Origin of the sequence: Amycolatopsis plumensis, from assembly GCF_042652605.1 — a bacterium.
Lineage (GTDB): Bacteria > Actinomycetota > Actinomycetes > Mycobacteriales > Pseudonocardiaceae > Amycolatopsis > Amycolatopsis plumensis.
Genome location: NZ_JBHSJY010000001.1, coordinates 5,212,618 through 5,228,848 on the forward strand (window position 1 = coordinate 5,212,618; position 16,231 = coordinate 5,228,848).

Here is a 16,231-nt window from a genome sequence, read left to right on the forward strand (position 1 = left end):
GCAGGCTGTGTCCCCATGACGGGTGGGGATGCGGAGAGACGGCTCAGGCGGATCAGATCCGCCGCGTTCGGGGTGCTCGCGGTTTCCGGCGTGCTGCTCCTCTTCGGACCGTTGCTGGCCAAGGCCTGGGGCTGGCTCGTCGAGCCGCGGGATCCGGACTGGTGGGGTGCCTCCGGCCAGTGGGTCGGGGGCATCGGCACGATCGGCGCCGTCGTGGTCGCGTTGTGGATCGCCATCCGCGACGGGCGGATCGCGCAGGCCGACCGGCGGGAACGGGACCTGCGGGAGCGGCAGGAACAGGCCGCGAAGGTCACCGCGTGGGTCGAGGACGGCTACATGGTGGTCTCCAACGCGAACGCCGAGGCGGTCAACCACGTCGTCGTCTCGTTCGACCTCGTGCACAACCTGCCGATGACCGGGTCCACCCTGCACCGGGGGCCGATCGTCGAGGACGACGAGTACCTCTACGCCATCCTGCCGCCCGGCAAGTGGCGGATGCCGATCCGCGAGGAGTGGCAGCGCCCGGGCATGACCCCGGGGGTGATGCTCGCCTTCACCGACTCGCGGAACGGCCACTGGCTCCGCCTGACCGACGGACGGCTGATCCCGAAGGAGCAGAACGTCGTGACCAGGCGGAAAATCCGGTTCCCGCAGCGGATCAGCGTGCCCGAGAGCTACTGACCAGCTTCGCCAGCTGCCGCAGCCGGACGTCCGGCAGGTAGGCCCGGCTCAGCGCCAGCCCGATCCGCGGCAGGTCGGCCGCGTCGCGGAAAGCCAGGTACAGCGGGACGTGCCGCGGCTGGAACTTCGCCTTGAACGCGTGCAGGGAACGGAATCCGTAGTACGGCTCCATCACGCGGCCCAGCGACTCCAGCGCCCGGTCCACCGGACGCGCCGGGAACCCGTCGCCGCTGCGGGCCAGCGGTGCCCCCGACAGCGAGACGAACCGCGCCCCTTCGTCGCGGAACGCCAGGCACGCCGAGGCGATGAGGAACTCCATCACCGGGCGGAAACCGTGGGCGCTGCGGCGCATGATGTCCAGCGTCCAGCCGCCGATCTTGCCCGCGCCCGTGTGGACCGGCAGCCACGACGTCACGCCGTGGACCGTGCCCTCCGCGTCGACCGCCAGGCCGACCCGGGTCGCCGGGTCCATCGCCTCGTCGAGACCGCCGAGGGTGAAGCCCATCTCCGGCATGGCCTTGCCGGACATCCACTCTTCCGACAGCGCCCGGACCTGCGCGAGGATCGGCTCGGGCTGGTCGGCCAGGCGGACCAACCGGAACTCGATGTCCTGCTTGGCCGCCTTGTTCAGCGCCGAGCGAACGTCCTGCCACGCCTTGCCGCGGAACTCGAGGTCGTCGAGGTCCAGCACGTTGTCCTCGGCCACCTGGACGTGCTGCCAGCCGAGCTCGCGCGTCGCCGCGACGGTGGCTTCCGTCGCCGAGAACACGCACGGCACCAGCCCGGAGTTTTCGCACATCGCGGCGAATTCGGTGACCGTGGCGGCCGCGGTGCCGTCCGGGGCGATCGGGTCGCCGAGCGCGACCGCGACGCCCGCGTGGCGGCGGTAGGCGAGGTAGGACCGGCCGTCCTCGCGGACGAAGTAGGTGTTGCGCGGCCAGGTCGTCATCCACGACAGGGTGCTGCCGCCGTGGCGCCCCAGCAGGCTGCGGGCCAGCGCCGGCCCCGGACCCTGCGCGTGGCGCCGCAGCCTGCGTCGCGAAGGGACGCGGAACGCATGCCGCGCGGCGATCAGCACCGCCAGCTCGACCGTCCACAGGAGATTGTCCACGAAGAACAGCGGCAGGCCCGCGGTGTCGTAGTCCCCGCCGAAGACGTCGGCCAGCCCGACGAGCGTGGCGACGGCGAGCCCCTGCAGCGTCACGAACGCCGACAGCGCGACGGCCCAGCGCCACGCGACCCGGCCGCCCTTGCGCAGGCCGTTGAGCATCGGCACCACCAGCAGGACCAGGACGACGAGCTCCGGTGCCGACAGCGAAACGCCGTCGTCGGAACCGAACGGGCCGTCGCCGGGCACCAGGAACATCACGATCTCGGCGATGGTGAGCAGCAGCAGGCCCGCCACCACCAGCACCCGCCATTCCCGCAGGTTCGGGGTCGCCTGCGTCCCGGCCCGCCGCGTGCCGACCAGGCGCTTGCCCAGCGGGAGCGCCAGCAGCAGCGCGAAGAAGTGCACGAGGTCGGCCAGCGTGCCGACGTAGACGATCGCGACCCCGGCGTACACGCACAGTCCGGCCCGCAGGCGCAACGCCCACGGCGGCCGCAGGGTCGCACTGGCGACCGCCACCGCGGCGAGCGCGCCGCCGGAGAACCCGACGTCGAGGCTGCCCGCGACCCGCTCGGCCCACAGCCAGCCGGAGTTGCGGCACAGCGCGAGGAACTGGGTCGCGACGAGCACCGAAACGAACTGGCCGCCGATGGTCACGGCCATCGCGCGCCGCGTCCCCAGCCTCCATTCGGCGAAGCCGGCGAAGAGCGCGAAGCTGCCGACCATCGGGACGTAGTACCAAGGGATGACGGCGAAGAACGGCCCGGTGAACATGGTCCACCACCGGCCCGCCTCCAGCGACGGCAGCCCGTAGGCGACGAACGGGTACACCGCCCGATCCTCGGCCGCGTTCCAGAGCGCCCCGGTCGCGACGGCCAGCACGAGCATCGCGAGCGTGACGCCACTGGTGAACGGCAACCGCTGTCGGAGTACGGCCACCGTGCTCCGGATACGTCCCCCTCCGGCGGGCCTGCCCGCCGCCCCTGCGTGAGTCATGGGGAAGAGTCTGTCGAGTTCGCGGCACCGCCGACATCAGGCAAGGGAACGAGATTTCCCCTAGGGGTGTCGTACTTTCGGCTGAGGGTTTACCCCTCCCAAGGTGGATGCGCGCAGGTCAGCGGCCGCTCAGCCGAGGACCGCGCGCCGGACCGCCTCGGTGTCGGTCAGGTCGGGCAGCACCGTGTGCGCGCCCTCCGCCAGCAGTTCCTCGGCCGAATAGTGCCCGGTGGCCACGGCGACGGAGACCACGCCGTTGTCCACCGCGGCCCGCACGTCGTTCGGTGTGTCGCCGATGACCACCACCGCGTCCGCGGCGAACTCGGTGCCGTGCTTGGCCGCCGCCCGTTCCACCGCGTGCGGCACCAGGTCGGGGCGGTGCACCGACAGCGTGCCGTAGCCGCCGATCTCCAGGTCGAGGTGCTCGTCCAGGCCGAAGGGGACGAGCTTGTGCCGGGAGATCTCCGGCAGGTTGCCGGTGACGAGCGTCTGCACGACGTCGCCGCCGGCGGCGAACGCGGTCAGCGCCTCGGCCGCGCCCGGCAGTGCGCGGGCCGTCTCCGCGAACGTGTGCCGGTGGCGTTCCGACTCCGCCACCAGGGCCTCGAACAGCGCCTGGATCGTCTCTTCCGTGGCCTCGAAACCGTTCGCGGTGAGCAGGTCGGTCGTCGTCGCGCGTTCGGTGCGGCCGCCGAACACCGGGTGCACGCGCAGGGTCGCCCCGGTCGCGGTCGTGAACGCGGTCCCGTACCAGGCCGCGCCCAGTTCGGAGAAGTCCACGAGCGTGTGGTCGATGTCCCAGAGCACCAGCCGCTTCTTCTCCATCCATGCCCCCGCCGCCACCCTCAACGGAGGCGCTTCGCGCCCAGTCTTTCCCATGGGACCGAGGCTACCGGGACGGCTATTCAACGCGCGTTGACTTTTCGGCGACCAGGTCGTACCTTGAGGCGTAATTCAACATGTGACGAATAAGTGGAGGCAGTGATGACCCGTCCCGCAGGGGCACTCGCCCTGGTCGCCGCCCTGGCCGGCGCGCTGGTGGCGGTGGTGCTCGGATTCCTCACCTTCGGCGCGCAGGCCACCGTCGCGCCCGACGGCGTTCCGGTCGCCGTCGCCGCGCCGCCGGAGATCGCGCAGCGGATCGCCGCGCACGGCGGCGGCCAGCTCGCCTGGACCGTCGCGGCCCCGGCCGAAGCGCGGCAGCTCCTGGAAGACAAGAAGGTCTACGGCGTGCTCGAACTCGCGCCGGGGCCGTCCGCCACCGTCGTGACTTCGGGGGCGGTCAACCCGGCCGGCACCCAGGTCGCGCAGCAGGCGCTGACCGGCGCCGCCACCGCGCTGGCCGGCCCGCCGAAGCAAGAGGTCCTGCACCCGGTGGGGCTCGCGGGCCGGGTCGCGCCGCTGGCCGCGAGTGCGCTGGCGTGGATCGGCGCGCTCCTCGCGGGCCTCGCGCTGATCCAGCTCGCGAAGCGGACGGGCCGGACGGTCGGGGCCGGCGCCCGGTTCCTGCAGGTCATCGGGGCCGGCGTGCTGATCACGGCGGTGGTGGCCGGGTTCTTCGCGCTGTGGGATTCGACGCTGCCGCTGACCGCGGAGGTCCTCGGCTTCGTCTTCCTCGCGGCCACGGCGTTCGCGGCGCTGCAGGCCGGGCTGCTGCGCCTGCTGGGCCTGCGCGCGATGGCCGTCCTCGCGCCGCTGTACCTGGTCGCGCCCGCGGTGGCCGGGCAGGTGCCGGAGCTGCTGAACCCGGCCTACCGCGCGCTGCTGTGGTCGTGGACGCCGTTCCGGTTCTCCACCGAAGGCCTGCGCAGCCTGCTGCAGGGCGTGCCGGACGCCCCGGACGTGACGACCGCCCTGTGGGTGCTCGGTGCCCTGTTGGCCGCGGGCCTGCTGGTGGCGCTGTGGCCGGCCCGGTCAGCCCGCCAGGAGGCTGAACCGCACCTTGCGGACGGGGTTGTCGAGGTTGGTGTCCACTAGGCAGATCGACTGCCAGGTGCCCAGTGCGAGGACGCCGCCGAGCACCGGGATCGTCGCGTAGGGCGGCACCAGCGCCGGGAGCACGTGGTCACGGCCGTGACCCGGGCTCCCGTGCCGGTGCCGCCAGCGGCCGTCGCGGGGGAGCAGCTCGTCGAGCGCGGTCAGCAGGTCCTCGTCGCTGCCGGCGCCGGTTTCCAGGACGGCCAGCCCGGCGGTGGCGTGCGGGACCCAGACGTGCAGCAGCCCGTCGGTCGCGTCGGCGTCGCGCAGGAAGGCCTCGGCCTCGTGGGTGAGGTCGTGGACGACGGCTTCGGAGCCGGTGCGGACCTCGATCTCGGTGGAGTACATGCGGTCCAGCCTAGGCTCAGGATTCGAGGTAGCGCAGCACCGCGAGCACCCGGCGGTTGTCCCCTTCGGACGGTGGCAGGCCGAGCTTGCCGAAGATCGACGTCACGTACTTCTCGACCGAGCCGGGCGAGAGGAACAGCCCGGTCGCGATCGCGGAGTTCGACCGGCCTTCCGCCATCAGGCCCAGCACCTCGCGCTCCCGCGGGGTGAGACCGCCGAGCGCGTCGGTCCGGCGCGTCGCCGAGAACAGCTGGCTGACGACTTCGGGATCGAGGACCGTTTCGCCGTCCGCGACCCGGCGCAGCGCGTCGAGGAAGTCCGAGACCTCGGCGACGCGGTCCTTGAGCAGGTAGCCGACGCCGCCCGCGCGGCCGGCCAGCAGCTGGGCCGCGTACTTCGTCTCGACGTACTGGGAGAACAGCAGGAGCGCGCAGCCGGGGAGCTCGCGGCGCAGCGCGATCGCCGCCCGCAGGCCTTCGTCGGTGTGCGTCGGCGGCATCCGGATGTCCACAATGGACACATCGGGGGTGTGGCCGGTGACCGCCTCGCGCAGGGCGTCGGCGTCCTTCACCGCGGCGACGACCTCGTGGCCGCGGAAGGTCAGCAGCTCGACGAGGCCCTGGCGCAGGATGGTGGAGTCCTCCGCGATGACGATCCGCATGACGCGACCCTAGCGGGGCAGTGGCACCCGCGCGGTCACTTCGGTCGGTCCACCCGGCGGGCTGGTGACGGTCAGTTCGCCGTCGACCGTCCGCAGCCGTTCCGCGACGCCGGCCAGCCCGCCGCCCGGCACGATCCGGGCGCCGCCGGGGCCGCTGTCGCGCACCCGCAGCTGGAGGCGGTCCCGGGTTTCGGTGACTTCGACGAGTGTCGTCCCGCCGTGCTTCGCGGCGTTCGTGAGCAGCTCGGCGGCGCTGAAGTAGACGATCGTCTCGAGCGAGGGCGGTGGGCGGCGCGGCAGGTCGACCGCGACCCGCGCGTCGATGCCGGACGTCGCGACGAGCGTGGCGAGGGCGACGTCGAGGCCCGCGTCCAGGGCGGCCGGGTGGATGCCGCGGGCGAGGTCGCGCAGCTCGGTGAGGGCTTGCTTGGCGTTCGCGTGCGCGGCGGTGACCAGCTCCTTGACCTGCGGGAGGTCGACGTCGGCCAGTTCGTCCTTGGCGAGGCCGAGCTTCATGGCCAGCGCGACGAGCTGGGCCTGGGCGCCGTCGTGGAGGTCACGTTCGATGCGCCGCAGCCGCAGGGCGGCGTCCTCGACCGCCGTCGCGCGGCTCGCTTCGAGGTCGCGGACGCGTTCGGACAGCTCGCGTTCGCCGAGCAGCCCGACGACCAGCAGCCGGTCGAGGGCGGCGAAGGCGTGCGTCAGGCGGGGCAGCGCGGCCAGCACGAGCAGCCCGGACGCCGACCAGGCCAGCGCGCCGGCCCAGTTGTCGGCGTGGATGCCGAAGACGGGCAGCCGGCGTTCGCCCATGGGGAACCAGAAGAAGGAGTAGGGGGTGGCGGCGAAGCTGTAGAGGGTCGCGGCGAAGACGGTGAGGACCCCGGCGAGGGTCAGCGGCAGCCGCAGGAGCAGGTAACCGGCGGCCCGCCAGCCCGCGGGATCGCCGACGCGCGCTCTGAACCAGCTCCACAGCCCGGGCTTGAGTTCGGGCCGCCGCGGGGCGGGGACGCTGACGCCGAGCAGGCCTTTCGCGAGCCGGCGGTGGGCGGCGCCGAGGCCGCGGGCGTAGAAGACGGCACCGGCGAGGACGAGGAAGCCCAGCAGCACGGGGGTGAGCCAGAGGCCGAGCACGAGGACGGCGAGGAAGCTGAGCAGCGAGAAGGCGGTGAGCGGGGCGGCGAGCCAGAGCCAGAGGTACTCGGCCCGGAAGTCCCGCGTGGCGAGGGGGCCGAAGACGCGGCGCAGCGGGTGGGGTGGGTCGAGGGTGGTCACGGGTTCAGTGTTGCCCGGGGTGGGCGGTGGGCCCATCCGGTTTTCCCCCGGCTTCGGCCTGGGAAGGCCCCGAGATGGCTGGGGTTGCGATGAGATGGCGCTGGGGATTGGGTGCGAAGGCCGGGCTGCGGGCTTCCGCGGACAACCCGCGCGCGCGGGGGCGCCCCCCGGTTTCCACTCTACCGGTGGGCACCGACAATTCCCGGGCCGAGCCGGGGCTGCCCCGTCTTGAATGACTCATTCAGGTCATCAGAGGTCATGAATGAGTCATTCAAGACACTCGGGGGTCGCGCACTCCGGGTCAGGGCGTGTCCGGGTCGTCCTCCCGGGCCCGCTGCGCGGCTTCCCGCATCTCGATCACGTCGGTGAGCCACTCGCCCGTCTCCCGCGCGATGTCGCGGATCGCGCCCGTGACGATGCTCGCTATGTTGCCGACGTGCGTCGCCGCTGATTCGGTGATCACCTGCAGGGTGTCCTTCTCGCGTTCGAACTGGCCCACCATGTCACCCTCACGCTGCTCGGAGCTGCCGGTCGGGTTCCACGGTAGCCGGGGACTGCGGGGCGGGCAGGGCCAGCTTCACGATCTTCTTCGCCACCGACCACAGCTGCTTGCGCAGCGGCCCGGTGTGGTACGGCAGCCCGTACTTCTCGCAGATCTCGCGCACCTCGCCGGCGATCTGCGGGTACCGCCGCGCCGGGATGTCCGGGAACAGGTGGTGCTCGATCTGGTGGGACAGGTTGCCGCTCAGGATGTGGAACAGGGGACCGCCGGTGATGTTCGCCGAGCCCAGGATCTGGCGCAGGTACCACTGGCCGCGCGACTCCGACTCCGTCTCCTCTTCCGTGAAGCTCTCGACGTCCGCCGGGAAGTGGCCGCAGAAGATGATCGCGAACGCCCACAGGTTGCGGGTCAGGTTCGCCGTCGCGTTGCCGAGGAACGTCAGCGGGGCCAGCGGGCCGGTCAGCAGCGGGAACAGGACGTAGTCCTTGCCGATCTGCCGGGAGGCCTTGCGCACGATGCGCCGCAGCACCGGCACGTTGTCCGCCCACGACCGCTGACCCTTGACGACGTTCTCGACCTCGAGGTCGTGCAGCATGACGCCCCACTGGAAGAAGATCGCCAGCAGCGTCGCGTACACCGGGTTGCCCAGGTAGTACGGGTGCCACTTCTGGGCGGTGTCCATCCGCAGGATGCCGTAGCCGACGTCGCGGTCCTTGTCGACGATGTTCGTGTACGTGTGGTGGATGTAGTTGTGCGAGTGCCGCCAGTTCTCCGCGGGCGCCACCGTGTCCCACTCGAACCGCTGCGAGCTCAGCGCCGGGTCGCGCGTCCAGTCGTACTGGCCGTGCATGACGTTGTGGCCGATCTCCATGTTGTCGAGGATCTTGGCCAGCGACAGCGCGCCGACGCCGGCCAGCCAGGCCGGCGGGAAGAACCCGGCGAACAGCAGCGCCCGCCCGGCGACCTCCAGGCCGCGCTGGGTCTTGATGATGTTGTGGATGTAGTCGACGTCCTCCTGCCCCAGATCGTCGACGATCCGCTGCCGCAGCGCGTCGAGCTCGCGGCCGAACTCCTCGACCTGGTGCGGGGTCAGGCGGTCCTGCAGACCGGTCATGGTGAAACTCCCTACGCGTCGATCTCGACGTCCCCGACCGGGACGGAGATGCAGAGCTGGATTTCTTCGTCTTCGTCGCCGGAAACCTCACCGGTCCGCGCGTTGCGGACCCGGCCGGCGGTCTTCAGCTGGGTGCAGGAGAAGCAGATGCCCATCCGGCAGCCGTGCTCCGGCGACAGCCCGGCTTCCTCGGCCTGCTCCAGCAACGGTTTCCCCGAGTTGGCGCATTCGCGGCCGCTGCGCTTGAACCGCACCCGGCCTTCGGCGTCCGCGGTGTCGAAGGTCAGCGCCGGCGGCGTGAACTCTTCGGTGTGCACCCGTTCACCGAGTTCGGCCCGGACGGCGTCCATCAGCGGCTTCGGGCCGCAGACGAACGTCTCCGCGTCGCGGAACCGCGGCTCGACGTGCTCGGCCGAGAAGAACCCGGTGAGGTCGCCGCCCGGGGTGTGGGTGTAGGCGTGCACGACCCGCAGGCCGGGGTGCCGGGCGGCCAGCTCGGCCAGTTCGGTGCGGTACAGCACGTCGGCCGGGCCGTTCGAGTAGTGCAGGAACACGATCTCGCCCGGGTGGCCCTCCGCGACCAGGGTGCGGGCCATGGCGAGCACCGGCGTGATGCCGCTGCCGCCGCTGATCAGCAGCACGCGGTCCGGGCGCGCCGCGGGCAGCGTGAACGAACCGTCCGGAGTGGACAGATTGACCACCGAGCCGACGCCGATCGCGCGGTTCAGGTGCCCGGAGACCAGGCCCTGCTCCTTGACCGTGAACTCCAGTTCGCGGTCGTACTGCGAACCGCACGGCGAATAGCAGCGCGTGCGCCGGACGCCGTCGATCTCGACCTGCATGCGGACGTACTGGCCGGCGGTGAAGCCGGGCCACGCGCGGCTGGGCCGGACGGTGAGGGTGACGGTGTCCGGCGTCTGCTTGCGCACGGCCGTGACCAGCCCGCGGATCTCGCGGCGGACCAGCATCGGGTCGACGAGCTCCAGGTACCGGTCCATCCCGTGCGGCGTCAGCAGCGCCTCGGCCAGCGAGGCGAGGCCGCGCACCCGCCGGGGGATGAGCGCCGTCATCTCCGAACCTCCTCGGTTACAGTGAACGACTGTACACTCAATAGTGCACTGCAGGAGTGGACGCCCTGTCAACGCGAGACCCGAAGGATGTGACGTGAGCAACGCGGTGGACATCCGTACGCTGGACGACGTGTCCGAACCACTGACGCCGGTGAGCCGCCAGGAGCGCAAACTGCGCACCCGCCAGGCGTTGCTGGACACCGCCCTCGAACTGCTGGCCGACCGCCCGTTCGCCACGCTCTCCCTGCGCGAAGTCGCGAAGGGCGCCGGCATCGTCCCGACGGCCTTCTACCGGCACTTCGCCACGATGGAGGACCTCGGCGTCGCCCTCGTCGAAGAGGCGACGCGCACGCTGCGCGGCATGATGCGCTCCGCCCGCACGGATCCGGACACCTACCAGGGGATGATCAGCGCCTCGGTGGCCACCGTGCACCAATTCGTCCGGGCGCACGAGGACCACTTCCGGTTCCTCACGCGCGAGCGGTACGCCGGCGGGCCACTTGCCCAGGCGATCGGCGTCGAACTGCGGATGTTTTCCGGCGACCTCGCGATCGACCTCGCGCGGTTCGCGCCGCTGCGGTCGTGGAGCACCGAAGACCTGCACATGCTGGCCGACTTGATCGTTTCCGTGATGCTGACGACCATTGTCGAACTGCTGGAAGCCCGCCCAGGTGAAGACGCGAAAATCACCGGAACGGCGGAAAAACGGCTGCGGCTGGTCCTGCTCGGCGTCCCGCACTGGAAAACGACCTGAACGTTTCCCCGACGGCGCTCGTATTTCCCGGCACAACCGGCAGACTTGCGACCCAGGTCACTGGGGACTGTCGGTCCGGCGTGGTACAACCCTCGGATCGTGCCTCGCCGATGAGGAGGTCGTGTGACGGACAGCGAACAGAGTCAGCAGCTCACCGTGGGTGTGGTGGCCGAATCACGCCCCGGGGAGCGGCGGGTCGCCCTGGTGCCCAAGCTCGTCGGGCGGCTCGCGCAGCGCGGGCTGCGCGTGGTCGTCGAGCCGGGCGCCGGATCCGGTGCGCACCTGAGTGACGACGCGTACACCCAAGCCGGCGCCGAACTCGGCGACGCCTGGGGCGCGCCGATCGTCGTGAAGGTCAACCCGCCATCGCCGGAGGAGGTCGCGAAGCTGAGCCGGGGTGCCGTGCTCGTCGGGTTCCTCGATCCGCGCGGCAATCCGGAGGGGCTCGCGAAGCTCGAAGAAGCGGGGTTGCGCGCCTTCGCGATGGAGGCGATCCCGCGGATCTCCCGCGCGCAGGCGATGGACGCGCTGTCGTCACAGGCCAGCATCGGCGGCTACCGCGCGGTGCTGCTCGCCGCGCAGAAGCTCCCGCGGTTCTTCCCGATGCTCACCACCGCGGCGGGCACCGTCCCGCCGGCCAAGGTGCTGGTGCTCGGCGCCGGTGTCGCCGGCCTGCAGGCACTGGCCACGGCGAAACGGCTCGGCGCGCAGACCACCGGCTACGACGTCCGCCCGGAGGTCGCCGAGCAGGTCAAGTCGCTCGGCGCGCAGTTCCTCGACCTCGGCATCGAGGCGGTCGGCGAAGGCGGGTACGCCCGCGAGCTCACGCCGGAAGAGCGCGAGGAGCAGCAGCGGCGCCTCACCGAAGCCATCACGAAGTTCGACGTCGTGATCACCACCGCGCTGGTGCCGGGCCGCAAGGCGCCGACGTTGGTCACCGCGGACGCCGTGAAGGGCATGCCCGCCGGGTCGGTCGTGGTCGACCTCGCGGGGGAGACCGGCGGCAACTGCGAGCTGACCAAGCCGGGCGAGGACGTCGTGGAGCACGACGTCACCATCTCGTCCCCGCTGAACCTGCCCGCCGAAATGCCTTCGCACGCCAGCGAGCTGTACGCGCGCAACGTCGTCGAGCTGCTGGAGCTGCTCGTGACGAAGGAAGGCGCGCTGGAGCTGAACTTCGAAGACGAGATCGTCGCCGGTGCCTGCGTGGCCGGGCGCGAAGGGAGCCCGGCATGAGTCCCCTGGTGCAGAACCTCGCGGTGCTGGTGCTCGCCGGGTTCGTCGGCTTCGCCGTCATCTCCAAGGTGCCCAACACGCTGCACACGCCGCTGATGTCGGGCACCAACGCCATCCACGGCATCGTGCTGCTGGGCGGGCTGGTCGTGCTCGGCCTCGGCGTCGACGGCGTGTTCAACAAGATCCTGCTGGTGATCGCGATCGCCTTCGGCACGATCAACGTCGTCGGCGGGTTCCTGGTCACCGACCGGATGCTGTCGATGTTCAAGGCCAAGAAGCCCGCCCCGGCCGACGAGGAGGACGCGAAGTGACCGACTTCATCGCGATCCTCTACATCATCGCGTTCGCCCTCTTCATCTACGGCCTGATGGGCCTCACCGGCCCGCGCACCGCGGTCCGCGGCAACTGGATCGCCGCGGTCGGCATGGGCATCGCCGTGATCGCGACGCTGCTCACCCCGGGGATGGGCAATTGGGTGCTCATCGCCCTCGGCGTCGGGATCGGCGTGGTCGTCGGCGTCCCGTCGGCGCGCAAGGTCAAGATGACGGCGATGCCGCAGATGGTGGCGCTGTTCAACGGCGTCGGCGGCGGCGCGGTCGCGCTCATCGCGTGGGTGGAGTTCAACTCCACCGACGGCTACGCGCACGAGCCGGCGTACATCGCGATCGCGTCGCTGTTCGCCGCCATCATCGGGTCGATCTCCTTCTGGGGCTCGAACGTCGCCTTCGGCAAGCTCCAGGAGCTGATCAGCGGCCGCCCGATCACCCTCGGCAAGCTCCAGCAGCCGGTCAACCTGCTGCTGCTGGCCATCGCGGTGGTGTGCGCGGTGCTCATCATCGCGGGCAACGACAACGAGCTGCTGATCATCGGGCTGCTGGTCGCGGCGGGCATCCTCGGCCTCACCGTGGTGCTGCCGATCGGCGGCGCGGACATGCCGGTGGTCATCTCGCTGCTCAACGCCTTCACCGGGCTCTCGGCCGCGGCGATGGGCCTGGCGCTGGACAACACGGCGCTGATCGTGGCCGGCATGATCGTCGGCGCGTCCGGCTCGATCCTGACCAACCTGATGGCCAAGGCGATGAACCGGTCCATCCCGGCGATCGTCGCGGGCGGCTTCGGCGGCGGCCCGGCGGTGGCGGCCGGCGGCGGGGAGAAGGAAGCCCGGCCGGTGCGTTCGACCAGCGCGGCCGACACCGCGATCCAGATGGCGTACGCCAGCAAGGTCGTGGTGGTGCCGGGGTACGGCATGGCTGTGGCCCAGGCGCAGCACACCGTCCGCGAGATGGCGAAGCTGCTGGAGAAGAAGGGCATCACGGTCGCGTACGCGATCCACCCGGTCGCGGGCCGGATGCCCGGGCACATGAACGTGCTGCTCGCCGAGGCCGACGTGCCCTACGAGCAGCTCAAGGAGATGGACGAGATCAACTCCGAGTTCGCCCAGACCGATGTCGCGCTGGTGATCGGCGCGAACGACGTCACGAACCCGGCCGCGCAGACCGACCCGAGTTCGCCGATCTACGGGATGCCGATCCTGAAGGTCAACGAGAGCCGGTCCGTGATCGTCTTGAAACGCGGGATGGCCTCCGGGTTCGCCGGCATCGACAACGACCTGTTCTACGATCCGAAGACCAGCATGCTCTTCGGGGACGCCAAGTCGTCGGTGGGCGAGATCGTGGAGGAACTCAAGGCGCTATGACGACCGGGTCGGATGTGCGTGCGGCGTTCACGGATCCGGCCGAGAATCTCGCTTTCGACGAAGCGCTCCTCCGGGTTGCGCCGGAGTCACCAGTGCTGTGGCTCTGGCGCAACCCGGTGTGCGTCGTGGTGGGACGTGGGCAGCGGATCGCCCGCGAGGTGCGCGTTCCGGAATGCGAGCGCGACGGCGTCCCGGTGCTGCGGCGGGCCAGCGGCGGCGGCACGGTGTTCCACGACCCCGGCAACCTGAACGTGACCCTGGTCCTGCCCGGCCCGGCGGACCGGCCCCTGGAGGCGCTCGGTCAGGTGATGAGCGCCGCCGTCGACCAGCTCGGGCTGGTGCCGCGGATCGGCGACCGCGGGCTGTTCGTCGACGACGCGAAGCTGTGCGGATTCGCCGTGTTCCGCACCAGGACCGGCCTGCTGGCCCATTCGACGCTGCTGGTCGAGACGTCGGCGGGGCTCGTCGGCCGGTACCTGACCAGCGCGCCGCCGGACCCGCGCCCGCTCGACTCGCACCGAAGCCCGGTGGCGTCGCTGGCCGAGCACGGCCTGCGGCCCGGGTTCCCGGCGGTCGAGGCCGCGGTGCGCGCGGCGGCGTCGCAGCTGCTCGGGACGTTCGTGCCCCGCCCGCCGTCGGCGGCCGAGCTGGCGCGGCAGCGGGCGTTGCTGCACACCCGCTACCGCTACCCGTCCTGGCACGCCGACGGCGCCCAGCGCGCGGCCTGACCCGCCCGATCCCACCCTCTGCCGCGCCCGGACCCGTCCGGTCCCACCCTCTGCCGCGGCCGGTCGTGAGTGGTAAGGAGGGTTAGAACCCGCCTCACCACTCACGACCCGGGGTGAGCGTGTCTACTGTGGACTTACTCGGCCGCCGAGAACGTGACGGTCGGGACCTTGCGGGCGGCTGTCCGGGTGGTGGTCTTCGGCTCCGCGGGCTTCCTGGTGCGGGTGGGCTTCGCGGGCTCGGCCTTCGCCGTGGTCGCCTTGGCCTTGGCGGGCGCGGCCTTGGTGGCCGGTTTCGGGGCGGCCTTCGCGGGCGCGGTTCTCTTGGGCGGGGTCTTCTTCGCGCCGGGGACGATCCGCGGCCGGTTCCGGCGGCCGCCGGTGCGGCGCCCGGCGTCGGCGTACCGCTGCAGGAGCCCGCGCAACGCCTCGGCGTTGGCGAAGGAGAGGTCGATGTCGTAATCGATGCCGTCGAGGCCGAAGCCGACGGTCTCCGCCGCGGGCTCACCGGTCAGATCATCCAGCACCTGCACAGCCGTGTTCCTGGCCACGACAAACCTCCCGTGCTTCGAACGTGTGACGTGTTCGCGAGCACCGGGCCGGCGGCACGCGGTGCCGCCGAAAACTTGCAGCTTCCTGACGGAGGATAGCCGCTGGCTTGCGTGATCCCGCGTGGTGGTGTGACCTGATGCCATGGCTGGAGAGACTTTTGACGTAGTGGTGATCGGCGCGGGTCCGGTGGGGGAGGTGGCCGCCGAGCGGGCGGCCCGCGGAGGCCTGAAGGTCGCCCTCGTCGAGCACGAACGCTTCGGCGGCGAGTGCTCCTATTGGGCCTGCATCCCGAGCAAGGCGTTGCTGCGGCCGGGAAATCTCCTCGCCGCCGCCAAGCGGGTGCCCGGCGTGCCGGTCGGCGACCGGATCGACCCCGCGGCGGTGTTCGCGCGCCGTGACTGGTTCACCGGCAAGGGTGACGACTCGGGACAGGTCGACTGGGCGCGCGGCGCGGGCATCGAGCCGATCCGCGGGCACGGCGAGATCACCGGGGAGAAGGAGGTGACCGTCGGCGGCGACCGGGTGCTCACCGCGCGGCACGCCGTGATCGTCTGCACCGGCAGCGTGCCGAGCACGCCGTCGATCCCCGGCCTCGACACGATCCGGCCGTGGGGTTCCCGGGAAGCGACGTCGGCGTCTTCCGTGCCGCCGCGGCTCGGTGTCCTCGGCGGTGGCGTGGTCGGCGTCGAGATGGCGCAGGCGTTCGCGTCGCTCGGGTCGGAGGTCCACCTGGTGATCACCGGCCCGCGGCCGCTGCCGCGCAACGCGTCGTTCGCGGGCGAGCTCGTGCTGGCGGGGCTGCGTGAAGCCGGCGTCGTCGTGCACACGGACTCGGGTGTTTCGCAGGTGGCCGCCGGGCAGTTCGGGACCGAGCTGACGCTGAAGGACGGTTCGGCGCTGGTCGTCGACGAGTTCCTGGTGGCGACCGGCCGCCGTCCCGCGACGGCCGGGCTCGGGCTCGAGCGCTTCGGGATCGAGCCCGGGCGCCCGCTGGAGACCGACGACACCGGCCGGGTGTCCGCAGTGGACGGTGGCTGGCTGTTCGCGGCCGGCGACGTCACCGGCCGGGCGCCGCTCACCCACCAGGGCAAGTACGGCGCCCGCGCGGCGGGGGACACGGTCGCGGCGCTGGCCACGGGTGCTCCGGTCTCGTCCGAGCCGTGGAGCCGCTTCACGGCCACGGCCGACCACCACGCCGTACCGCAGGTGGTGTTCACCGACCCGGAGGTGGCGGCGGTCGGCCTGGCGGACGCGCGGCCGGGGTCCGCCGACCGGGTCGTCGACATCGACATCGCGGTGGCGGGCTCGTCGCTGCACGCGGACGGCTACACGGGCAAGGCCCGGATGGTCGTCGACACCGAGCGGAACGTGCTCCTGGGTGTGACGTTCGTCGGCCAGGACGTCTCGGAGCTGCTGCACTCGGCGACGATCGCGATCGTCGGCGAGGTGCCCCTGGACCGGCTGTGGCACGCGGTGCCGTCGTTCCCGACGATCAGCGAGGTGTGGCTGCGGCTGCTGGAGGCGTACGGGCTCTGAACG

General features: G+C 71.5%; 17 protein-coding genes. 8 read left to right on the plus strand and 9 right to left on the minus strand.

The genetic code is table 11. The annotated features are described in order from the left end of the window. The first annotated feature begins 15 nt into the window (after positions 1-15). On the plus strand, positions 16-681 hold the full coding sequence (locus ACFPLC_RS25270) for a hypothetical protein (RefSeq protein WP_378193322.1): 666 nt from the start codon (positions 16-18) through the stop codon (positions 679-681). Here ACFPLC_RS25270 and ACFPLC_RS25275 read toward each other — a convergent pair. After that, positions 659-2,785, minus strand: a complete 2,127-nt coding sequence (locus ACFPLC_RS25275) for a bifunctional lysylphosphatidylglycerol flippase/synthetase MprF (protein ID WP_378193319.1) — start codon at positions 2,783-2,785, stop codon at positions 659-661. The genes ACFPLC_RS25270 and ACFPLC_RS25275 overlap by 23 nt on opposite strands. A gap of 129 nt (positions 2,786-2,914) precedes the next feature. Continuing rightward, complete coding sequence (locus ACFPLC_RS25280) at positions 2,915-3,610, minus strand: HAD family hydrolase (protein WP_378193316.1); 696 nt, start codon at positions 3,608-3,610, stop codon at positions 2,915-2,917. A gap of 159 nt (positions 3,611-3,769) precedes the next feature. Here ACFPLC_RS25280 and ACFPLC_RS25285 point away from each other — a divergent pair, with 159 nt between their 5' ends. Then, the gene (locus ACFPLC_RS25285; RefSeq protein ID WP_378193313.1) at positions 3,770-4,762 is read left to right on the plus strand and encodes a YhgE/Pip domain-containing protein; all 993 of its coding nucleotides are present in this window, start codon (positions 3,770-3,772) and stop codon (positions 4,760-4,762) included. Here the strand turns inward: ACFPLC_RS25285 and ACFPLC_RS25290 are convergent. The 6 genes from ACFPLC_RS25290 to ACFPLC_RS25315 form a co-directional block, all read right to left on the minus strand. Continuing rightward, entirely contained in the window at positions 4,700-5,110 is a 411-nt protein-coding gene (locus tag ACFPLC_RS25290) for a secondary thiamine-phosphate synthase enzyme YjbQ (RefSeq protein ID WP_310974331.1), read from the minus strand. The genes ACFPLC_RS25285 and ACFPLC_RS25290 overlap by 63 nt on opposite strands. A 16-nt stretch (positions 5,111-5,126) precedes the next feature. Beyond that, positions 5,127-5,771, minus strand: coding sequence for a response regulator transcription factor (locus ACFPLC_RS25295; protein ID WP_378193309.1), 645 nt, complete (start codon positions 5,769-5,771; stop codon positions 5,127-5,129). A 9-nt stretch (positions 5,772-5,780) separates the two neighbouring features. Then, the gene (locus tag ACFPLC_RS25300) at positions 5,781-7,079 is read right to left on the minus strand and encodes a sensor histidine kinase (RefSeq protein WP_378193307.1); all 1,299 of its coding nucleotides are present in this window, start codon (positions 7,077-7,079) and stop codon (positions 5,781-5,783) included. A gap of 265 nt (positions 7,080-7,344) precedes the next feature. Next, entirely contained in the window at positions 7,345-7,545 is a 201-nt protein-coding gene (locus tag ACFPLC_RS25305; RefSeq protein ID WP_191315063.1) for a hypothetical protein, read from the minus strand. Between the two features lie 7 nt (positions 7,546-7,552). Next, positions 7,553-8,659 carry a fatty acid desaturase family protein gene (locus tag ACFPLC_RS25310; protein ID WP_378193304.1) on the minus strand — a complete coding sequence of 369 codons (1,107 nt, stop codon included), beginning with the start codon at positions 8,657-8,659 and terminating at the stop codon, positions 7,553-7,555. A gap of 11 nt (positions 8,660-8,670) precedes the next feature. Next, a complete protein-coding gene (locus ACFPLC_RS25315; protein WP_378193301.1) occupies positions 8,671-9,729 on the minus strand; it encodes a ferredoxin reductase in 1,059 nt (352 codons plus the stop codon). 94 nt (positions 9,730-9,823) lie between these two features. Here ACFPLC_RS25315 and ACFPLC_RS25320 point away from each other — a divergent pair, with 94 nt between their 5' ends. The 5 genes from ACFPLC_RS25320 (at position 9,824) to ACFPLC_RS25340 (ending at position 14,143) form a co-directional block, all read left to right on the plus strand. Further along, positions 9,824-10,483, plus strand: coding sequence for a TetR family transcriptional regulator (locus ACFPLC_RS25320; protein WP_378193298.1), 660 nt, complete (start codon positions 9,824-9,826; stop codon positions 10,481-10,483). Between the two features lie 123 nt (positions 10,484-10,606). Then, a complete protein-coding gene (locus ACFPLC_RS25325) occupies positions 10,607-11,719 on the plus strand; it encodes a Re/Si-specific NAD(P)(+) transhydrogenase subunit alpha (RefSeq protein ID WP_378193296.1) in 1,113 nt (370 codons plus the stop codon). Next, entirely contained in the window at positions 11,716-12,030 is a 315-nt protein-coding gene (locus ACFPLC_RS25330) for an NAD(P) transhydrogenase subunit alpha part 2 (RefSeq protein ID WP_191315068.1), read from the plus strand. Before ACFPLC_RS25325 ends, ACFPLC_RS25330 begins: the two co-directional genes overlap by 4 nt. Then, complete coding sequence (locus ACFPLC_RS25335; protein WP_378193293.1) at positions 12,027-13,415, plus strand: NAD(P)(+) transhydrogenase (Re/Si-specific) subunit beta; 1,389 nt, start codon at positions 12,027-12,029, stop codon at positions 13,413-13,415. Before ACFPLC_RS25330 ends, ACFPLC_RS25335 begins: the two co-directional genes overlap by 4 nt. Further along, a complete protein-coding gene (locus ACFPLC_RS25340) occupies positions 13,412-14,143 on the plus strand; it encodes a lipoate--protein ligase family protein (protein ID WP_378193290.1) in 732 nt (243 codons plus the stop codon). The genes ACFPLC_RS25335 and ACFPLC_RS25340 overlap by 4 nt, the downstream gene beginning before the upstream one ends. Before the next feature lie 134 nt (positions 14,144-14,277). Here ACFPLC_RS25340 and ACFPLC_RS25345 read toward each other — a convergent pair whose 3' ends face one another. After that, the gene (locus tag ACFPLC_RS25345; RefSeq protein ID WP_378193287.1) at positions 14,278-14,691 is read right to left on the minus strand and encodes an Lsr2 dimerization domain-containing protein; all 414 of its coding nucleotides are present in this window, start codon (positions 14,689-14,691) and stop codon (positions 14,278-14,280) included. Between the two features lie 142 nt (positions 14,692-14,833). Between ACFPLC_RS25345 and ACFPLC_RS25350 the strand changes: the two genes are divergently transcribed. Further along, positions 14,834-16,228, plus strand: coding sequence for a dihydrolipoyl dehydrogenase family protein (locus ACFPLC_RS25350; RefSeq protein WP_378193283.1), 1,395 nt, complete (start codon positions 14,834-14,836; stop codon positions 16,226-16,228). Positions 16,229-16,231: the final 3 nt, after the last annotated feature.